Raw genomic sequence first — 19,772 nt, forward strand, 5'->3', positions numbered from 1 at the left:
ATTGAGGACAAGGGGTCCCGGGGCAGGCCCCGGGACCCCTTGTCCTCAATCGCCGGACGGGCTTGAATTTCCGCGCCCCGGGGGCAATCAGGGGCGCCTCACCTCGAAGTGCCAGCAGCCGTACTCCACCGCCCTGACGTGCACCAGCACCACCGCAGGGTCCGCGAACGCCTCCGCGAAGGCCTCGTCGAAGCCCTCCTCCTCCCGCGCCGGGATCTCCAGCAGCCGGCCGCCCACGATGCGCCCGTCCCCGTCGTAGCGCCGCACCGTCCGCAGCGCCTCCGCCCGCGAGAACGGATAGCCGGTGCGGCCGGGCGCCGGGCCGCCGCACTCCTCGGCGTGGATGAAGACGGGGCCCTGCTCGTCGTACGCCCCGGGCCTCGCCCAGGCCGCGGCCGCCCAGCGGCGCAGCGGGGCGTAGGAGACGAGGGCGATCCGCTCCCCCGTCTCGTTGCCGCGCAGGCAGCACCGTAGCGGGCTGCCCGCGTCCGTGGCGGTGTACGGGACGCAGGGGCGTCCCGCGTCGTCGGTCTCCCGGAGTTCCTTGAGCGCGGCCTCTTCGATCGCGCGTGCCTCGTAACTGGTCATACGGAGAGAGTGGCCCGGTCCACCGGGTACGGTCCGGCGGAAAACGGACATCGCATTGAGCGCGGGTCACGTGGAAGGATGACCGGAAACATCACACATCAAGGAGATGACCGCGTGCCTGGCACGAATCTGACCCGCGAAGAGGCACAGGAGCGGGCGCGCCTGCTGACCGTGGACGCGTACGAGATCGATCTCGACCTCTCCGGAGCGCAGGAGGGCGGGACCTACCGGTCCGTCACCACCGTGCGCTTCGACTCCGCAGAAGCGGGGGCGCAGACCTTCATCGACCTGGTCGCCCCGGCCGTCCACGAGGTCGAGCTGAACGGCAAGCCCCTTGACGTCGCGGCCGTGTTCCGCGATTCGCGCATCACCCTGGCGCATCTGGCGGCGGGCTCCAACGAGCTGAAGGTCGTCGCCGACTGCTCGTACACGAACACGGGCGAGGGCCTGCACCGGTTCGTCGACCCGGTCGACCAGCAGGCGTACCTCTACACCCAGTTCGAGGTGCCGGACGCGCGCCGCGTCTTCGCGAGCTTCGAGCAGCCCGACCTGAAGGCGACCTTCCGGTTCACCGTGAAGGCCCCGTCCGGCTGGACCGTGATCTCCAACTGCCCGACGCCGGAGCCCACGGACGACGTCTGGTCCTTCGAGCCGACGCCGCGCATCTCCTCGTACATCACCGCGCTGATCGCCGGCCCGTACCACTCGGTTCACAGCAGTTACGAGAAGGACGGGCAGAGCGTCCCGCTCGGCATCTACTGCCGCCCGTCGCTCGCCGAGTACCTCGACGCGGACGCGATCTTCGACGTGACCCGGCTGGGCTTCGACTGGTTCCAGGAAAAGTTCGACTACGCGTACCCCTTCGCCAAGTACGACCAGCTGTTCGTCCCGGAGTTCAACGCGGGCGCGATGGAGAACGCGGGCGCGGTCACCATCCGCGACCAGTACGTGTTCCGCTCCAAGGTGACGGACGCGGCGTACGAGACGCGGGCCGAGACGATCCTGCACGAGCTGGCCCACATGTGGTTCGGCGACCTCGTGACCATGGAGTGGTGGAACGACCTGTGGCTGAACGAGTCGTTCGCCACCTACACCTCGATCGCCTGCCTGTCGTACGCCGAGGGCTCTCAGTGGCCGCACTCCTGGACCACGTTCGCCAACTCGATGAAGACCTGGGCGTACCGGCAGGACCAGCTGCCCTCGACGCACCCGATCATGGCGGACATCCGTGACCTGGACGACGTCCTGGTCAACTTCGACGGCATCACGTACGCCAAGGGCGCCTCTGTCCTGAAGCAGCTGGTGGCGTACGTCGGCATGGACGAGTTCTTCAAGGGCGTGCAGGCCTACTTCAAGGCGCACGCCTTCGGCAACACCCGCCTCTCCGACCTGCTGGGCGCGCTGGAGAAGACCTCCGGCCGCGATCTGAAGACCTGGTCGAAGGCGTGGCTGGAGACGGCCGGCATCAACATCCTGCGCCCGGAGATCGAGACGGACGCCGCCGGCAACGTCACCTCGTTCGCCGTGCTCCAGGAGGCGCCCGCGCTGCCCGCGGGGGCGAAGGGCGAGCCGACGCTGCGGCCGCACCGCATCGCCATCGGCTGCTACGACCTCGACGAGGCCGGGAAGCTGGTCCGCACCGACCGGATCGAGCTGGACGTCGACGGGGAGCGCACCGCCGTGCCGTTCCCGGCCGACACCAGGCGCCCGGCCGTCGTGCTGCTCAACGACGACGACCTCTCGTACGCGAAGGTCCGGCTCGACGAGGAGTCGCTGCGGGTCGTCACGGAGCACCTGGGCGACTTCACCGAGTCGCTGCCGCGCGCCCTGTGCTGGGCCTCCGCCTGGGACATGACCCGGGACGGCGAGCTGGCCACCCGGGACTACCTGTCGCTCGTGCTGTCCGGGGTCGGCAAGGAGTCGGACATCGGCGTCGTCCAGTCGCTGCACCGCCAGGTGAAGATGGCGCTGGACCTGTACTCGGCGCCCCAGTGGCGCGAGGCGGGGCTGACGCAGTGGACAGAGGCGACGCTCGCGCACCTGCGCGCGGCGGAGCCGGGCAGTGACCACCAGCTGGCCTGGGCGCGTGCCTTCGCGGCCACGGCCCGCAACCCGCAGCAGCTCGACCTGCTCCAGTCGCTGCTGGACGGCACGGAGGTGATCGAGGGCCTGGCCGTCGACACCGAGCTGCGCTGGGCGTTCGTGCAGCGGCTGGCCGCTACGGGGCTGCTGGACGAGGACGAGATCGCCGCCGAGTACGAGCGCGACCGGACGGCGGCGGGCGAGCGCCACGCGGCCTCCGCGCGTGCGGCGCGGCCCACAGAGGAGGCGAAGGCGGAGGCGTGGGCCTCGGTCGTCGAGTCCGACAAGTTGCCGAACTCCCTCCAGGAGGCGGTCATCGGAGGGTTCGTCCAGACCGACCAGCACGAGCTGCTGGAGCCGTACACGGAGCGGTTCTTCGCCGCGGTGAAGGACGTCTGGGACTCGCGCAGCCACGAGATGGCCCAGCAGGTCGCCATCGGTCTGTTCCCGGCGCTCCAGGTCTCCCAGGAGACCTTGGACGCCACGGACGCCTGGCTGGCCTCGGCGGAGCCGGGCGCGGCCCTGCGCCGGCTGATGTCGGAGTCCCGTTCGGGTGTCGAGCGGGCGCTGAAGGCCCGTGCGGCGGACGAGGCGGCGGCGACCGCCTGACCCTCGCCGGATATATGGAAACCGCCCGGCGGGCAGGCGCTGTAGCGCAGCCGTCCGCCGGGCGGGAGCATGTTCTGCCGGAGCGGTGTTACGCGCCCGACTCCTCGTAGCGGGCCGCCAGGGCCGCCGCGCCGGACTCGGTCAGCGAGCCGTGCAGCCGCATCCGGGCCACCCCTCCGTCGGGGAAGGCGTCCAGGCGGACGTGGGTGACCACGGCCTGGGCGCGGAGCGGGAAGCGGTGCAGGGTGTCGGGCTGGAGGCGGGTGCGGGGGATGATCTCGAACCACTCGCCCGTCTCGCCGTTGCGGCCCTGGAGGGCGATCCAGCCGGCCGCGTTCCCCTTGAGGTAGGCGGTGTCGATCTCGACCGCGCGGACGGCGCCCTGGGCGGGCAGCCGGAAGCGCACCCAGTCGTTGGTGTCGCGGACCCGGCGGCGGCGGTTCTCCCAGCCGTCGTCCATCTTGCGTGAGGTGCCGGGCAGGATGATCTGGGTCGGCGAGGAGTAGAAGCGGTCGGAGGCGTCCTCGTAGCTTCCGCCGTTCAGGACCGAGATCAGGTCGAAGGTACCGAGCGCCGCGAGCCAGGACGGGTCGGGGACGACCTCGCCGTGCACGCGCAGCCGGGCGATGCCGCCGTCGGGGTGCTGGCAGAGGCGGATGTGGGTGTAGCGGCGGTCGCCGGTGATCTCGAAGCCGTTGGCGGCGTGGCCGCGTACGGGGGTCTGCGGGACGATCTCGTCCCACTTGACGTCGTCCGCGAGGAGCGCTTCGGGGCTGGGTGAGCCCGGGACCGATGTCGCCTGGACCGAGACGCGCTGCGGGTAGTTGCCGCGGAAGTGGGCGGTGTCGACGACGAGCCCGCGGATGATGCCCGGGGCGCCGAGGCGGATCAGGGCCCAGTCGTGCTCTTCGGGGGCGGGGAAGGGGTGGGCGGCGTCCGCGCCCCGGCGGCGGCGGGTCTCCCAGCCGTCCATGATCTTGCCCTTGTGGCCGAAGTGCTCGGGGTCGAAGACCGCGCGCTCCCTGAGCAGGAGGTTCTCGCGCTGGGCGAAGAACTCGTCGTTGGCGGCGATCACGCCCGCGCCGAGGCGCCGGTCCGCGAGGTCGACCAGCTCGGTGAAGGGGAGGTCCGTGGTGCGGTAGTCGGCGTACGGGTCACCGCCGCCGTACGGGGCCGCGTCATTGGCGTGGGGGTCGTTGTCCAGGGCGGGGGTCTCGCTCGCGTCGAAGCTCATGTGCCCACTGTCGTACAGACCCATCGATCAGGTCCATCGAAAGTTTTCGCACATTTCATTCAGCTCAGCTGAACGAAGCTTCGCGTGCGGCGCTGACCTCCTTGAGCGCGGCCAGCACCCGGGCCACCGCAGGACCGGTCTCCGCCCCCTGCCGCACCGCCGCCACCACATGGCGCCGGGGCAGATCGGCGCCGAGCACCCGTAGCGCCACGCCCTTGCGGCGTTCGGCGGAGGCCATCCGGGGGATCAGCGCGACACCCATGCCCGCCTTCACCATGGCCAGGATCGCGGTCCAGCCGGAGGCGCTGTGGGCCTGCTCCGGGACGAACCCGGCGGCCTCGCAGGCGGCCGTGGTGATCTCCGACCACGGGCCGGAGCCGCCGAAGATCCACGGCTCCGCGGCGAGGTCGGCCAGCCGGAGCCCGGGTGCCCCGGCCAGCCTGTGTCCGACGGGGAGGGCGACGTCGAGCGGGTCCGCGAGCAACGGCAGCAGGGCGAACCGGGTGTCGCGCGCCGTCGGGGCGTGCGCGGCGAGCGAGAGCGCGAGGTCGACGTCACCGGCCGCGAGGAGCTCGTACGCCTCCGCGGCCTCCGCCTCCCGCACCCGCACGTCGGGCCCGGGGTGGCCGTCGGCGCGCAGCAGTTGGACCGCGGGGACGACGAGGGCGGGCACCGCGGTCGAGAACGCGCCGACCCGCACCTCCCCCGCCTCGCCCCGCAGGTAGCCGGTCAGTTCGGCGTCCGCGCGCTCCAGCTGGGCGAACACCACTTCGGCGTGGCGGAGGACGAGGTGGGCGGCGTCGGTGAGCCTGACCCGCCTGCCCTGCGCCTCCAGCAGCGGCACGCCGAGCTGCTTGCCGAGGTTCGAGAGCTGCTGGGACACCGCAGAGGGGGTCATCATGAGCGCCTCCGCCGTCGCCGTGACGGTCCCGCGCTCGCTCAGCACCCGCAGGATCCGGAGCTTCTTGATGTCCCACTCGGTCATGTCCGCACATTAGCCGTCGGCCGGTCCCGGGCCCCGGCCCGCCCCCAGCGCCACTCCGCCGAGGATCAGGGCCAGGCAGAGGAGCCGGCCCGGCCCGGTCGGCTCGCCCAGCAGGACGAAGGAGAGCCCGGCCACACAGACGGGCTGGAGGTAGTAGACGATCCCGGTCCGCGCCGCGCCGATCATTGCGACGGCCCGGTTCCAGGCGAAGAACGCGAGGGCCGAGGAGAACACCCCGACGTACAGCAGCGGTCCGACGGTGCCGGGCGTCGGTTCGAACCCGCCCTGGACGACGACGCTGACCGCGAAGGCGGGCGCCAGCATCAGCGCGCCCAGTACGAAGGTGGCGAGCAGGAAGGCGAGTTGGCCGATCTCCGGGGGCCGGCGGCGCAACAGGGCGCTGTAGGAGGCGAAGCTGAGCATGGCGGCGAACATCCACAGGTCTCCGGGTGCGAAGTGCACGGACAGCGAGCCGTTGCCGACCAGCAGCAGAACTCCGGTGCAGGCGATGGCCATTCCGGCGATGCGGCGTCCGCCGAGACGTCGGCCGCCGAGGCGTTCGTACAGCGCCATCACCACCGGCGAGGCGGCCATGATCATGCCCATCTGGCCGGCCGAGGTGGACAGGCCCGCCTGGTTGACCAGGGTGTTGTAGACGGTGATCCCGAGCAGCGCGGCGAGGGTGACGAAGCCCAGGTGGCGGCGGATCAGGGCGCGCTGACGCCAGGTCTCCCGCGCCGCGAGGGGAGCGACCGCCGCGACGGCGACGATCCAGCGCCAGAAGGCGGCCTGGACGGGCGGGACGGTGTCGTGCAGGGCGCGCGCGGCGACGAAGCTGCCGGACCAGACGACCGTCGCGAGGAGGGCGAGCAGGAGGCCGGTGCCCGAGGCCCAACGGGCTCCTGCCTGCCGTCCCGCTTTCGGGGGAACCTCTTTGACGTCGGTCACGGAGAAACCGTCACACCGGCAGAGCATTCAGGTCCATCGAATACTTTCGATGATTCGATGAAGCAGAACTTAACGATGAGCGAAGTGAACGGCTCGCGGACGCACGACAGGGCGCCCCGGCGCGCTCGCGCACGTCGGGACGCCCTGGGACGTTATGGGTGCCGCGCAGGCCCTGTCTGCCGCGCGGCCGGGTGTCAGGCCTGCTGCTTCTTGGACTTGTCGAGGACCATGACCAGACCGGCGATGACCCCGAACAGCACCAGGGGGGCCACGACGAACAGGCCGATCGTGTCGATCACGCTCAGGCCGGGACCCGGGTCGTCGCCGTCGTCGCGGGTGAGCGCGAGCGCGGGGGACGTCATGAGCAGCATCATCAGCGTCGTTCCGGCGGCGACCGCGCCGGCGCGCATAGCGTTCTTCTTGTCCACGGTGCAAACGTAGCGAACGGCTACGAGGGCCGCGCGCCCGGGGGTGCCGTACGGGGCCTTCCGGGCGCCGGTCAGGCCCTGAACACCTCCATCAGCCGGTGCAGCCGGGGGGAGGCGGCCAGCTCCTCCAGGGTGACCGGCCGGCCCTCGGCATCGGCGATGGGCAGCCGCCAGTTGGGGTACTCGTCCCAGGTGCCCGGCAGGTTCTGCGGGCGGCGGTCACCGACCGTGTCGGGCAGCCAGACACCGGTCATCCGGGCCGGGGTGCGCAGCAGGAAGCGGTGGACGGCGCGGACGGCCGCCTCCTCGTCGCCACCGCCCTCCGGGAGCAGGCCGAGCCGGGAGAGCAGGCCGAGCCACTCCGCGGTGTCCGCGCCGTCCTCCGTCCGCTCCTGGTCCAGTGGGCGGGTGAGCAGGCCGAGGCGGTGGCGCAGCGTCACATGGTCGCCGGTCAGCCGGGCGGCGGTGGAGGGCAGATCGTGGGTGGTGGCGGTGGCCAGGCAGTCCTCGCGCCACGCCTCGGGGGGCAGCGGGCGGCCGGTGCCCGCCCAGTCCCGCTCGAACCAGAGGACGGAGGTGCCGAGGACGCCCCGGCGGGCGAGCGCCTCGCGGACGCCGGGCTCGACGGTGCCGAGGTCCTCCCCCACGACGACGGCGCCCGCCCGGTGGGCCTCCAGGACGAGGACGGCGAGCATCGCCTCGGCGTCCTGGCTGACATAGGTGCCCTCGGTGGGCGGGCGCCCCTCGGGCACCCACCAGAGCCGGAACAGGCCCATCACGTGGTCGATGCGCAGGGCGCCGGCCCGGCCGAGGATGCCGCGCAGCAGACCCCGGAACGGGGCGTAGCCGGAGGCGGCCAGCGCGTCGGGGCGCCAGGGCGGCAGGCCCCAGTCCTGGCCGCGTGCGTTGAAGGCGTCCGGCGGCGCGCCGACGGACATGCCGTGCGCGAAGGCGTCCTGCTGGGCCCAGGTGTCGGCGCCGCCGGGGTGCACGCCGACCGCGAGGTCGTGGACGATCCCGACGGCCATCCCGGCGTCCCGGGCGGCGTGCTGGGCGTCGGCCAGCTGCGTGTCGGTCAGCCAGGCGAGCCGGCAGTGGAAGTCGACCCGGTCGAGCAGTTCGCCCCTGGCGCGGGCGGTCTCCCGGGAGCGGGGGTCGCGCAGCCCGGCCGGCCAGCTGTGCCAGTCGGAGCCGTGCACCTCGGCCAGGGCGCACCACAGGGCGTGGTCCTCCAGGGCCGGTCCCTGCCGGGCGAGGAAGTCGCAGTACTCGGCGCGGCGGCCGGGCGTGAGGGGGACGGCGGCGAGGATGGTGAGGGCCTGCCGCTTGAGCTCCCAGACGGCGTCGCGGTCGATCAGGGCGCCCTTGTTGAGGACGCCGTCGCTGAGCTCCGCGGCCCGGCTGCGCAGATCGTCGAGCGCGGCCCGGTCCGAGGCGTGCCCGTACTCCGGGACGGACTCGACGCGCAGGTGCACCGGGTCGGGGAAGCGCCGCGAGGACGGGCGGTAGGGGGAGGGGTCGGTGGGACTGCCCAGGACCGCCGCGTGCAGCGGGTTCACCTGGACGAAGGAGGCCCCGAGGCACCGTCCGGACCAGGACGCGAGGTCGGCGAGGTCACCGAGGTCGCCCATGCCCCAGGAGCGGGCGGAGAGCAGGGAGTAGAGCTGTACGAGGAAGCCGTGGCCGCGCGGCGGCTGCGGGACGCGGGCCGGGGCGACGATCAGCGTGCAGGACTCCGCGGGCTGCTCGGGCGCGCGGGCGGTCAGCCGGTGCACGCCGAGCGGGGGTTCGGTCCACCAGCCGGGCGCGGGCGCACCGCTCACCGCGCCGGGCGCTCGACCGGGCGCTCGACCGGAGACGGCCACCGCGCCGGGGGGTTGGCCGGAAACGGTCGGAGCCGTGTCCCTGGAAGGGGTCCGCATCCGGGCCGGCCGGACGGGACGGGGCTCCTCCGGGCGGACGGCCTCCTCGAGGCGGACGGTCAGCTCCGTGCCGGGGGGCAGCGCGGTCAGCGCCGGGGGCAGCGGCTCGCCGGTCCACACCACGAGCGTGGGCGGGAGCAGCCGGGAGCGGGCCGCGGACTCGGCGGCGGCGAGCGCCTCCTGAACCGCCTCGGGCGTGGCGGCGTCGACACCGAGCGCGGCGAGCACCGCGACGACCGTGCCGTCGGGGACGGGCACCGTGGCGTCGGCGGACGGGGAGTACGAGGTGGCGACGCCGTGCAGTGCGGCGAGCCGGGACAGGCCCATTCAGACTCCTGGGGACTCCATGCCCCAAGCGCTGCCGGAGGAAGCCGGCTCGCTGGTCAGCGGGGCGAGGACGGCGAGCGGGGGCTCACTGGTCAGAGGCGTGGCGTCAGCGAGCGGGGGCTCGCTGGTCAGCGGTATGGCGTCGGCCAGCGGAGCCTCGCTGGTGAGCGGTCCGGGGCCGGGGAGGGTGGCGGGGCACGCACTGATCAGCGGGGCGGGTCCCGGCACCTGTTTGGTCAGGGCGGAGAGCAGGAGCTGCGCGGCAGCGGGCATGGTGGCCTCCTGGCCGTGGAGAGCAGGACACAGCAGACCTACCCAGCGGACGCGTCCGCAGACGTAGGCGTTATGACAACGAGTTCAACGTGCTCTGGGTCACAATCCGTTCCCCGGAGACGGATTCCCCGTAAGACGTCCGTCGTTTTCGGCCATTCGGCGCCATCTTTCGCGTGACGCCGCCTCAGCCACACCCACCCCACCCCATCCGCCACAACGGGCATTTGCACCACAACGACCACGCACATTGACACCCTCGCGCGCGGGTGGTGGGCTCGGAGCCCACCAGTGGGAGCGAGGGGAGAACGGGCATGCGGCTCAGTCGCGGGAAGCAGGCGGCGGCGGTCGCCGTGGCCGTGCTCGGCGGGCTCCTCTCCACCGGAGCCCCGGCCGCCTTCGCCGCCCCCGCGCCGCCCGGAACGCCCGTCTCCAGCACCCCCGACCGCACGGACGACGGCGCGCTGCCCACCGTGTGGCCCCGGCCGCAGAGCATCAAGGCGTCCGGCTCCGCCGTCCCGCTGTCCGGCGAGGTCACCCTGGTGGCCGACGCGCAGGCCGACCCGTACGCCGTCACCGCGCTCCGCGAGGTGCTGCGCGACGCGGGCGTGCGGACGGTCCACGCATCCCTGCCGGGGCGCGGCCCCGTCATCCGGTTCGGCGGCGACGGAGCCCTGGACGCGCTGCGCACCCTGCGCGCCCCGGAACGCGGCGATCTGCCCGCCGGCGGCTACCGGATCGCGGCCGGCCACGTCGCGGGCCGTGACACCGTCGCGCTGGACGGCCTGGGCGAGGACGGGCTGTTCCACGCGGTGCAGACGCTGCGTCAGCTGATCCGGGGCGGCAGCGTCGCCGGCGCCACCGTGCGGGACTGGCCCTCCAGTGCCGTGCGCGGGATGACCGAGGGTTTCTACGGGCAGCCCTGGACCCAGAGCGAACGCCTCTCCCAGCTCGGCTTCATGGGGCGCACCAAGCAGAACCGGTACCTGTACGCGGCGGGCGACGACCCCTACCGGCAGGCCCGCTGGCGCGACCCGTACCCTGCGGACCGGCGCGCCGACTTCCGCGCGCTCGCGGAGCGGGCCGCCGCAGAACACGTGACGCTCGGCTGGGCCGTGGCACCCGGCCAGTCGATGTGCCTGTCCTCAGAGCGCGACGTGAAGGCGCTGACGAAGAAGATCGACGCGATGTGGGCGCTCGGGGTGCGGGCCTTCCAGGTGCAGTTCCAGGACGTCAGCTACAGCGAATGGCACTGCTCGGCCGACGCCGACGCCTTCGGTGACGGACCGCGCGCGGCGGCCAGGGCGCAGGCCCGCGTGGTGAGCGCGGTGGCCCAGCACCTCGCGGAGCGCCATCCGGACGCGCAGCCGCTGTCGATGATGCCGACGGAGTTCTACCAGGACGGGGCGACCGACTACCGCACCGAACTCGCCAAGGAGCTCGACGACCGGGTGCAGGTCGCCTGGACCGGTGTCGGGGTGGTGCCGAGGACCATCACCGGCGGCGAACTGGCCGGTGCGCGGGCCACGTTCCGCCATCCGCTGGTCACGATGGACAACTACCCGGTCAACGACTACGCGCAGGACCGGATCTTCCTCGGTCCGTACACCGGCCGCGACCCGGCGGTCGCCATCGGTTCCGCCGCGCTGCTGGCCAATGCGATGGAGCAGCCGTCCGCCTCCCGGATCCCGCTGTTCACCGCCGCCGACTTCGCCTGGAACCCGAAGGGGTACCAGCCGCAGCAGTCCTGGCAGGCGGCCATCGACGACCTCGCGGGCACCGACCCCGGCAGCCGGGACGCGCTGCGCGCCCTGGCCGGGAACAGCGCGGCCTCCGTGCTGGGCGGCGACGAATCGGCGTACCTGAAGCCGTTGCTCGCCGCGTTCTGGAAGACCCACGGCGGGACGGACGCCGGGGCGCGCGACAAGGCGGCGGCCCGGCTGCGTTCCGCGTTCACCGTGATGCGCGAGACCCCGCAGCGGCTGGCCGGGCTCGCCGACGGGCGGCTCGACGACGAAGTGCGGCCGTGGACCGAGCAGTTGTCCCGGTACGGCAGGGCGGGCGAGCTGGCCGTCGATCTGCTCCAGGCCCAGGCACGCGGCGACGGGGCGGCCGCCTGGCAGGCGTCACTGGCCCTGGAGCCGGTGAGCAGGTCCGTGAAGGGGAGCGGCGCGACGGTCGGCAAGGGGGTGCTCGGCCCGTTCCTGGACCGGGCGCGCAAGGAGGCCGACGCCTGGACCGGGGCGGACCGCGACAACGGCACGGTGACCGAGGCGCAGGGCAGCTACACGGTGCGCCTGGACCGGGCCCGTCCGCTGGCGGCCGTCACCGCGACCGCCGTGCCGGGCGACGGCGCCACCCCGGCGGACGCGACGGTCCAGGCCCATGTGCCCGGCGAGGGCTGGCACAGCCTGGGACCGCTCTCGTCGAGCGGCTGGACCCAGACCGGGGGCCAGGACCTGCGGGCCGACGCGGTCCGGATCAGCTGGCCGACCGTCACCCCGTCGGTCACCGGCGCGCCGCCGCTGATCATCCCGCCGCTCGCGGGCGCGGCCCCGTCCACAGGGACGGCTCCCCGGGTGCGCTCGCTGGTGCCGTGGTTCGGCGACGAGCCGGCGGCCCGGCTCGACCTCGCGCACGGTGCGACGGACGCCGAGATCGGCGGCAAGCCGCAACGGGTCGAGGCCCGGCTCTCGCCCGGCCGCCCGGCCGAGGTGAAGGGCGCGCTCACCGCCAAGGCCCCCAAGGGCATCAAGGTGCGGCTGCCCAAGCAGACGACCGTCCAGCGCGGTTCCCGTACGGACGTGCCCGTGGAGATCACCGTGCCCGCGGACACCCCGGCGGGCGAGTACGAGGTGCCGTTCTCCTTCGGCGCGGAGGAGACCACCCTGACCGTCCGGGCCTTCCCGCGCACCGCGGGCCCCGATCTGCTGCGCACGGCCACCGCCTCCTCCTCGGGTGACGAGACGGCGGACTTCCCCGCGTCCGCCGCGTCGGACGGCGACCCGGAGACCCGCTGGTCCTCCCCCGCGGAGGACGGCGCCTGGTGGCAGGCCGAGCTGCCCGCCCCGGTCAGGGTCGGACAGGTGGTGCTGGACTGGCAGGACGCGTACGCCTCCCGCTACCGCGTACAGGTCTCCGCGGACGGCCGCACCTGGCGCACCGCGGCCACCGTCCGCGAGGGCGGGGGCGGCCACGAGTCGGTCCGGATGGACGCGAAGGACACCCGGTTCATCAGGATCCAGGGCGACGGGCGGGCCACCGAGTACGGCTACTCGCTCTGGTCGGTCCAGGCGTACGCCGTCGCGGAGTAGCGACGGCAACACCCCCTGAGCCGCGCGGCAACCCTGCAACGCCTGGTACCGGACGGCCTGGCCTGGGTCGAAGGGACCGATTCGACGGCGGTCCCGAGCGCACCCTCTACCGGTCCACGGACGAGGGCGCGCGAGCTCGCTCACTGGGCCGGCGAGAGCGCGCCGCCCGCGCCCTTCGTGAGAACGAGATCTTCGCCAAGGCCGTCACCTCGGTCCTCGTCGCGGCGGCCGCACTGCGGACCGGCACCCTACCTCCAGGCCCAGCGCGCCGCGCACATGGCTCGGATGCACGAACTGACCCGGCTCAAGATCACACCCGGGGCCGGCCTCAGCACGGTCCTCGCGCCCGGAGCTCAGGCGGAGATGCCATCGATCCGGGCCATCGCGTCGTCCGCCCCGAACGGCTGCAGATAGGGCAGCCAGCGCGGGTCGCGGTGGCCCGTGCCGATGATCCGCCAGGCGAGTCCGGTCGGCGGGGCGGGCGGCTGGTGGAGCCGCCAGCCGAGCTCGGGCAGGTGACGGTCGGCCTTGACGTGGTTGCAGCGGCGGCAGGCCGCCACCACGTTCTCCCAGGCGTGCTGCCCGCCCCGGCTGCGCGGAATGACGTGGTCGACGCTGGTCGCCGCGGCGCCGCAGTACATGCAGCGCCCGCCGTCCCTGGCGAAGAGCGCCCGGCGGGTCAGCGGGACGGGGCCCCGGTAGGGGACGCGCACGAACCGCTTCAGGCGGACGACGCTGGGGGCTGGAACGGCACGGGTGGCACTGTGCATGAGGGCGCCGGACTCCTCAAGGCAGATGGCCTTGTTCTCCAGGACGAGGACGAGCGCGCGGCGGAGCGGTACGACGCCGAGCGGCTCGTACGACGCGTTGAGAACCAGGACGTGCGGCACGGTTGATGCCTCCTTGTACGCCGGCGGCGCGTGGCTCGCGCCGGGACGATCCGATCTCAGTCTCCCCTCCGGCCTGGTCAAAGCGCCACCACGTCCGGGTAACGGGCCGGAAGGATTTTCCTTCCCGCCCGTGCCGTCCCGGCGGCGGAATGGCAACGGAACAGGCGCTTCGGGGGCCCTGCCGCCGGCCGCCGCACCCGGTGTGCGATCGGCCACACGGGGCGCCGCCGACCGGGTCCTTTACCTCCTCCATATCCCCGGGTGAGACGCGTCTCTCCCCCGGATCACGGCAACGGAGCACGCCCGATGCCCCGTTAGTGTGGTTGGTCAGCGCTCGCCCAACTGGAGGTTTCGCCGTGTCCCTGTCCGCCCTGTTGGCCGCCGCCCAGTCACCCGAGCCAGGTGGCTCGCTGGACGAAGCCGCCAAGCAGGCAGGCAACGCCGCGGGCTGGGTGGAGCAGAACTGGTCCACCTGGCTGAACACCGGTCTGCGGATCGTGCTCATCGCCGCCATCGCGATCGTGTTGCGCATCGCGATCCGCCGTGCCCTGACCAAGCTCATCGAGCGCATGAACCGCAGCGCACAGGCGGTGGAAGGCACCGCGCTGGGCGGGCTGCTGGTCAACGCGGAGCGCCGCCGCCAGCGCTCGGAGGCGATCGGCTCGGTACTCCGTTCGGTGGCCTCGTTCCTGATCCTCGGCACCGCCGCCCTGATGATCCTGGGCGCGTTCCAGATCAACCTGGCCCCGCTGCTGGCCTCCGCCGGGGTCGCCGGGGTGGCGCTCGGCTTCGGCGCCCGCAACCTGGTCACCGACTTCCTCTCCGGCGTCTTCATGATCCTGGAGGACCAGTACGGCGTCGGCGACACCATCGACGCGGGCGTCGCCTCCGGGGAGGTCATCGAGGTCGGCCTGCGGGTCACCAAGCTGCGCGGCGAGAACGGTGCGATCTGGTACGTCCGCAACGGCGAGGTGAAGCGGATCGGCAACCTCAGCCAGGGCTGGTCCACCGCGGGCGTCGATGTGGTCGTGCGCCCCACGGAGGACCTGGACCAGGTCCGTACGGTGATCACGGAGGCCGCCCAGCTGATGGCCAAGGACGACCCGTGGACCGAGCGCCTGTGGGGTCCGGTGGAGATCCTGGGCCTGGACACGGTGCTGCTGGACTCGATGACGGTCCGGGTGACCGCCAAGACGATGCCGGGGCAGTCCGTGGGCGTGGAGCGCGAGCTGCGCTGGCGGATCAAGCGCGCCTTCGACGAGGCGGGCATCCGGATGATCGGCGGCGTCCCGGCCCAGGCCGACGAGGCCGCGGCAGCCGATCCCACGGCCGGGATGGCCGCCCCGTCCGCGTACGCCTCCGCCAGCTCGCCGCAGTCCCTGGCGGCGACCCCGATAGTCCAGCCCCCGAACATCTCGAAGTAGCGCGGCCGCCGGATACCGGCCAACTCGATTCGACCGGCGCCCTGTTGGGAAGGCATCCCGACAGGGCGCCAACGCGTGCCGGGCCGCCGGCAGCACCGGCCGTGCCCGCCCAGGTAACGCTTTGGTTGCCACAGCGGTGCAGACCATTGACGCCCAGGTGACGTGCGCCCTACGGTCCTCTCACCGAATAGGAAACTTTCCTAACAGAGGGCAGGTGCAGTGATCATGGCCGGAACCACGCCGGGTACCCCCCGCGTTCTGCGGGCCATGAACGACCGGGCCGCCCTCGACCTGCTGCTGGAGCACGGCCCCCTCTCGCGGACCAGGATCGGGAAGCTGACGGGCCTCTCCAAGCCCACCGCCTCCCAGCTGCTGGCCCGGCTGGAGGCGGCCGGTCTGGTCGTCGCCACCGGGACCGCGGCCGGGCGCCCTGGTCCCAACGCCCAGCTGTACACCGTCAACGCCGCCGCCGCCCATGTGGCGGGGCTCGACGTGAACGCCCAGCGGATCCTCGCCGCCGTCGCCGATGTGACGGGCGAGACGGTCGGGGAGTTCGAGCTGCGGACCCCGGGGCGGCGCGCCGACAGTGTGGTGCGGCAGGTGGCGGACGCGCTGGACGGGGCGGTCAAGGACGCCGGGCTGACCCGTTCCGACGTGCACCGGCTCGTCATCGGCACGCCGGGCGCCTTCGACCCGGGCACGGGCCGGCTGCGCTACGCCTCGCACCTGCCGGGCTGGCACTCCACGAGCCTGCTGGACGAGCTGGCCGCCTTCCTGCCGATGCCCGTGGAGTACGAGAACGACGTGAACCTCGTCGCGGTGGCCGAACAACGGCTCGGCGCGGCCCGGGGACACGACGACTTCGTCCTGCTGTGGAACGAGGAGGGCCTCGGCGCCGCCCTCGTCATCAACGACCGGCTGCACCGGGGCTTCACCGGCGGCGCCGGTGAGGTCGGGTTCCTGCCGGTGCCGGGCGCTCCGCTGGTCCGGCAGGTCACCAAGGCCAACTCGGGCGGCTTCCAGGAGCTGGCCGGCGCCCAGGTGCTCGCCAGGCTCGCCCGTGAGCTGGGCATCGAGGACGAGGCGGTCCGCGGGCCCGGCACCCACCACGAGATCGCGGCCGCCCTGGTGGGCCGGGCGGCCGAGGCCGTGGAGCGGGACGGGAGCGAGCCGCACGGCCGGCTGCTCGACCGCTACGCCACCGGTCTGGCGACCGGCCTCGCCTCCATGCTCGCCGTTCTCGACCCCGAGGTCGTCGTGCTCTCGGGTGAGCTGATCTCGCGCGGCGGGGAACCGCTGCGCGGCCGGGTGGCGGCCGAACTGGCCGAGCTCGCGGCGTCCCGGCCCCGGCTGATCGCCGGTGAGGTGACGCACCGGCCCGTACTGCGCGGCGCGCTGGAGAGCGCACTCGCCACCACCCGCGACGAAGTGTTCGACACCTCGCGCTGAACCCCTTCGCCGCCCTCCTTCACCCCCCTTCGCCGCCCCTCTGCTGCCACCCCCTGATGTACCCGCCTTCCCCTTCCCCGTCCCAACCCTTCATCGGGAGACATCACCATGTCCGGAAACCGCCGGAAGCCGGCCGTCGCACTCGCCGCGACCGCCGCGATAGCCCTGTTCGCCTCCGCCTGTACCGGGCAGAGCAACTCCGGTGCCAGTGATGACGCGTCCAAGGAGACGACCATCAACTTCTGGCACGGCTGGAGTGCCCCGAACGAGGTCAAGGGAATTCAGGACACGGTCGACGCCTTCGAGAAGGCGCACCCCAACATCCACGTGAAGATCGTCGGCAACATGACCGACGACAAGATCAACCAGGCGCTCCGCGCGGGCGGTTCCAAGGCCCCGGACGTCGTGTCCTCGTTCACCACGAACAACGTCGGCAAGTTCTGCAAGTCGAAGGCGTTCGTCGACCTCAACCCGTTCCTGAAGAAGGACGGGATCGACGCGGCCGCGACCTTCCCGAAGGCGATGAACGAGTACACCCAGTACGACGGCGTGCGCTGCACGGTGCCGCTGCTCGGTGACGCGTACGGCCTCTACTACAACAAGGACGCGTTCAAGGACGCCGGGATCGCCGGTCCGCCCAAGACCTGGTCCGAGCTGGCCGCCGACGCGAAGAAGCTGACGAAGCCCAAGGGCGACTCGTACGAGCAGCTCGGCTTCATGCCGAACTACCACGGCTACGAGACCACCACCGAGCACTACCTCGGCAGCTGGGACCCGAAGTACTTCGACGCGGACGGCAAGTCGAACATCGCCAAGGACCCGTCCTTCGCCGCCATGCTCACCAGCCAGAAGAAGCTGGTCGACTCGCTCGGCGGGTACGAGAAGCTGGAGAAGTTCCGTACCGGGTTCGGTGACGAGTGGGGCGCCAAGCACCCCTTCCACACCGGCCAGGTGGCCATGCAGCTGGACGGCGAATGGCGTCTGGGCATGGCAGAGGACACCAAGCCCAAGTTCGAGATCGGCGTGGCCCCGATGCCCGTCGCGGACGACCAGGCCGACACCTACGGCAAGGGCTACCTGACCGGGACCATCGCCGGTATCGCGTCCACCTCGACCAAGCAGAACGCCGCCTGGGAGCTGGTGAAGTTCATGACCACCGACACCGACGCGGTGGTGAACTTCGCCAACGCCATCCACAACGTGCCCTCCACGCTGGCCGCGCTGAAGTCGCCGAAGCTGAAGTACGACCCGCGCTTCAAGACCTTCCTGGACATCGCCGCCAACCCGAAGTCCACCACCACTCCGCCCTCGGTGAACGGCGGCGCGTTCCTGACGTCCCTGCAGAACCTCGGCTTCGACGTCGAGAAGGGCAAGCAGACGGACGTCAAGGCGGGTCTGGAGAAGACCGCCAAGGAAATCGACGCCGCGATCGACCAGGCGAAGTAGAGCCGACGCGATGAGCACGTACACACTCCGTTCGAAGCGCCGCCGGTCCGCGCTTCGGACGGCGGCCTTCATGTCGCCGTGGCTGATCGGGTTCTGCGTCTTCTTCGCCTACCCGCTCATCTCCACGCTCTACTTCTCCTTCACCAGCTACGACGGCTTCTCCGCACCGGAGTTCAGCGGGCTGAAGAACTGGTCGTTCGTCTTCAACGACTACCCGCTGTTCTGGCCGGCGCTGCGCAACACGCTCTGGCTGGTCCTGGTCATGGTGACCTGCCGGGTGGTGTTCGGCCTCGGCATCGGCATGCTGATCACCAAGATCAAGACGGGTGCCGGGGTCTTCCGGACGCTGTTCTACCTGCCGTACCTGGCTCCTCCGGTCGCCGCGACGCTCGGCTTCGTCTTCCTGCTCAACCCGGGGACCGGGCCGGTCAACTCGATCCTGGGCGAGCTGGGGCTGCCGACCCCGGGCTGGTTCACCGACGCCACCTGGTCCAAGCCCGCGCTGACCGCGCTGGCGGTCTGGGGGGTGGGCGACCTGATGGTGATCTTCATGGCCGCGCTCCTGGACGTCCCCAAGGAGCAGTACGAGGCGGCGGAGCTGGACGGGGCGTCCTCGTACCAGCGGTTCCGCTTCGTCACGCTGCCGAACATCTCGCCGATCATCATGTTCGCCGTGGTCACCGGCATCATCCAGACGATGCAGTACTACACCCAGCCACTCGTGGCCGGGAAGGTCGCCTCCGGCGTGATGGGCGGTTCCGGGCAGCAGTTCGAACCGGGCTATCCCGACAAGTCGACACTGACGCTTCCGCAGCTCGTCTACAACCTCGGTTTCCAGCGCTTCGACTACGGCTCCGCCTGTGTGGTCGCGCTCGTTCTCTTCGTCCTCGCCATGGCGTTCACCGCACTGCTGATGCGGCGCCGCAGCGGACTGATCCAGGCAGGTGAGTGACATGGCGCAGGTTCTCGACACCCCGAAGGCCGGCGGACCGGTGAGTGACCCCGTCACCCCGGCCGAGCGGGTGGCGCGCCGCAAGGCGCTGCTGCACTGGATCGGTGTGCACTCGCTCGGCGTCGCGGCCGCGCTCTTCTTCGTGCTGCCGTTCGTCTTCCTGCTCCTCACCTCGCTGATGAGCGACCAGCAGGCGCTGACCCGTGACCTGTGGCCGCATCCCTTCGAGTGGAGCAACTACAAAGAGGTGTTCAACACCCCGGGGTTCCTGACCTGGTGGAAGAACACCCTGCTGTACGCGGGGCTCGGCACCGTCCTCACGGTGGTGTCCTCGCTGCCCGTGGCGTACGCGCTCGCCAAGTTCCGCTTCCGGGGCCGGCATCTGTCGCTGATGCTCGTCATCTCGATGATGATGCTGCCGCCGCAGGTCGTCGTCATCCCGATGTACCTGTTCTGGGCCAAGCAGCTGGACATGTCCGGCACGCTCTGGCCGCTGATCATCCCGATGGCGTTCGGAGACGCGTTCTCCATCTTCCTGCTGCGGCAGTTCCTGCTGACCATTCCGAACGAGTACCTCGACGCGGCGAAGGTCGACGGCTGCGGCGAGTTCCGCACCCTGCTCCGCGTCGTGATCCCGATGGCCAAGCCCGGTATCGCGGCCGTCGCCCTCTTCCAGTTCTTCTACGCCTGGAACGACTACTTCGGACCGCAGATCTACGCCTCGGAGAACCCCGGGGCCTGGACCCTGAGTTATGGACTGGAGTCCTTCAAGGGCGCACACCACACCGACTGGAACCTGACCATGGCCGCGACCGTTCTGGTCATGGCCCCTGTGATCGTCGTCTTCTTCTTCGCACAGAAGGCCTTTGTCGAAGGCGTCACACTGACCGGAGTAAAGGGCTGA

At 71.8% G+C, this 19,772-nt stretch carries 15 protein-coding genes and 1 pseudogene; 8 read left to right on the top strand and 8 right to left on the bottom strand.

The features are described 5' to 3' along the window. Positions 1-87: 87 nt before the first annotated feature. Positions 88-588, bottom strand: a complete 501-nt coding sequence (locus ACZ601_RS07995; RefSeq protein ID WP_469534437.1) for a DUF1203 domain-containing protein — start codon at positions 586-588, stop codon at positions 88-90. Positions 589-702: 114 nt separating this feature from the next. Between ACZ601_RS07995 and pepN the strand changes: the two genes are divergently transcribed. Continuing rightward, positions 703-3,279, top strand: coding sequence for an aminopeptidase N (gene pepN, locus ACZ601_RS08000; protein ID WP_469534440.1), 2,577 nt, complete (start codon positions 703-705; stop codon positions 3,277-3,279). 88 nt (positions 3,280-3,367) lie between these two features. Here the strand turns inward: pepN and alc are convergent, their stop codons facing one another. The 6 genes from alc to ACZ601_RS08030 form a co-directional block, all read right to left on the bottom strand. After that, on the bottom strand, positions 3,368-4,513 hold the full coding sequence (alc, locus tag ACZ601_RS08005; protein WP_469534443.1) for an allantoicase: 1,146 nt from the start codon (positions 4,511-4,513) through the stop codon (positions 3,368-3,370). 64 nt (positions 4,514-4,577) lie between these two features. Next, positions 4,578-5,498 (bottom strand): LysR substrate-binding domain-containing protein, encoded by a 921-nt coding sequence (locus ACZ601_RS08010; RefSeq protein ID WP_469534446.1) that lies wholly within the window; start codon positions 5,496-5,498, stop codon positions 4,578-4,580. Positions 5,499-5,507: 9 nt separating this feature from the next. After that, positions 5,508-6,473, bottom strand: coding sequence for a DMT family transporter (locus ACZ601_RS08015; RefSeq protein ID WP_469534449.1), 966 nt, complete (start codon positions 6,471-6,473; stop codon positions 5,508-5,510). Positions 6,474-6,640: 167 nt separating this feature from the next. Then, positions 6,641-6,874: a hypothetical protein gene (locus tag ACZ601_RS08020; RefSeq protein ID WP_242436896.1), complete on the bottom strand. Its 234-nt coding sequence runs from the start codon at positions 6,872-6,874 to the stop codon at positions 6,641-6,643. Positions 6,875-6,945: 71 nt separating this feature from the next. Beyond that, complete coding sequence (gene malQ, locus ACZ601_RS08025; protein ID WP_469534454.1) at positions 6,946-9,123, bottom strand: 4-alpha-glucanotransferase; 2,178 nt, start codon at positions 9,121-9,123, stop codon at positions 6,946-6,948. Continuing rightward, complete coding sequence (locus tag ACZ601_RS08030; protein WP_440578276.1) at positions 9,124-9,396, bottom strand: hypothetical protein; 273 nt, start codon at positions 9,394-9,396, stop codon at positions 9,124-9,126. It lies immediately after the preceding gene. Positions 9,397-9,707: 311 nt separating this feature from the next. On the opposite strand from ACZ601_RS08030, the gene ACZ601_RS08035 reads away from it, so the two are divergent. Together ACZ601_RS08035 and ACZ601_RS08040 are read left to right on the top strand one after the other, a co-directional pair. Continuing rightward, positions 9,708-12,707, top strand: coding sequence for a beta-N-acetylglucosaminidase domain-containing protein (locus tag ACZ601_RS08035; RefSeq protein WP_469534457.1), 3,000 nt, complete (start codon positions 9,708-9,710; stop codon positions 12,705-12,707). Between the two features lie 30 nt (positions 12,708-12,737). Beyond that, positions 12,738-13,052: pseudogene (locus ACZ601_RS08040) on the top strand (PadR family transcriptional regulator); the annotation flags it as partial. An 8-nt stretch (positions 13,053-13,060) separates the two neighbouring features. Here the strand turns inward: ACZ601_RS08040 and ACZ601_RS08045 are convergent. Beyond that, positions 13,061-13,597, bottom strand: coding sequence for an HNH endonuclease (locus tag ACZ601_RS08045; protein WP_073738992.1), 537 nt, complete (start codon positions 13,595-13,597; stop codon positions 13,061-13,063). A 356-nt stretch (positions 13,598-13,953) separates the two neighbouring features. Between ACZ601_RS08045 and ACZ601_RS08050 the strand changes: the two genes are divergently transcribed. The 5 genes from ACZ601_RS08050 to ACZ601_RS08070 all read left to right on the top strand — a co-directional run bounded on the left by ACZ601_RS08050 (position 13,954) and on the right by ACZ601_RS08070 (position 19,772). Next, positions 13,954-15,021, top strand: a complete 1,068-nt coding sequence (locus ACZ601_RS08050; RefSeq protein ID WP_469534460.1) for a mechanosensitive ion channel family protein — start codon at positions 13,954-13,956, stop codon at positions 15,019-15,021. A gap of 225 nt (positions 15,022-15,246) precedes the next feature. Next, positions 15,247-16,470 carry an ROK family transcriptional regulator gene (locus tag ACZ601_RS08055; protein ID WP_440578279.1) on the top strand — a complete coding sequence of 408 codons (1,224 nt, stop codon included), beginning with the start codon at positions 15,247-15,249 and terminating at the stop codon, positions 16,468-16,470. Positions 16,471-16,578: 108 nt separating this feature from the next. Beyond that, a complete protein-coding gene (locus ACZ601_RS08060; RefSeq protein ID WP_469534464.1) occupies positions 16,579-17,916 on the top strand; it encodes an ABC transporter substrate-binding protein in 1,338 nt (445 codons plus the stop codon). 10 nt (positions 17,917-17,926) lie between these two features. Further along, positions 17,927-18,868 (top strand): carbohydrate ABC transporter permease, encoded by a 942-nt coding sequence (locus ACZ601_RS08065; RefSeq protein ID WP_393610887.1) that lies wholly within the window; start codon positions 17,927-17,929, stop codon positions 18,866-18,868. A 1-nt stretch (position 18,869) separates the two neighbouring features. Then, a complete protein-coding gene (locus tag ACZ601_RS08070; protein WP_327336881.1) occupies positions 18,870-19,772 on the top strand; it encodes a carbohydrate ABC transporter permease in 903 nt (300 codons plus the stop codon).

The organism is Streptomyces sp. NPDC104307 (assembly GCF_055584045.1).

Bases quoted from the DNA above. Each gene is read 5' to 3' on its own strand.
- ACZ601_RS07995 (WP_469534437.1), bottom strand. From the start codon at position 588: ATGACCAGTTACGAGGCACGCGCGATCGAAGAGGCCGCGCTCAAGGAA.
- alc (WP_469534443.1), bottom strand. From the start codon at position 4,513: ATGAGCTTCGACGCGAGCGAGACCCCCGCCCTGGACAACGACCCCCAC.
- ACZ601_RS08010 (WP_469534446.1), bottom strand. From the start codon at position 5,498: ATGACCGAGTGGGACATCAAGAAGCTCCGGATCCTGCGGGTGCTGAGC.
- ACZ601_RS08015 (WP_469534449.1), bottom strand. From the start codon at position 6,473: ATGCTCTGCCGGTGTGACGGTTTCTCCGTGACCGACGTCAAAGAGGTT.
- malQ (WP_469534454.1), bottom strand. From the start codon at position 9,123: ATGGGCCTGTCCCGGCTCGCCGCACTGCACGGCGTCGCCACCTCGTAC.
- ACZ601_RS08030 (WP_440578276.1), bottom strand. From the start codon at position 9,396: ATGCCCGCTGCCGCGCAGCTCCTGCTCTCCGCCCTGACCAAACAGGTG.
- ACZ601_RS08035 (WP_469534457.1), top strand. From the start codon at position 9,708: ATGCGGCTCAGTCGCGGGAAGCAGGCGGCGGCGGTCGCCGTGGCCGTG.
- ACZ601_RS08055 (WP_440578279.1), top strand. From the start codon at position 15,247: ATGGCCGGAACCACGCCGGGTACCCCCCGCGTTCTGCGGGCCATGAAC.
- ACZ601_RS08060 (WP_469534464.1), top strand. From the start codon at position 16,579: ATGTCCGGAAACCGCCGGAAGCCGGCCGTCGCACTCGCCGCGACCGCC.
- ACZ601_RS08065 (WP_393610887.1), top strand. From the start codon at position 17,927: ATGAGCACGTACACACTCCGTTCGAAGCGCCGCCGGTCCGCGCTTCGG.
- ACZ601_RS08070 (WP_327336881.1), top strand. From the start codon at position 18,870: ATGGCGCAGGTTCTCGACACCCCGAAGGCCGGCGGACCGGTGAGTGAC.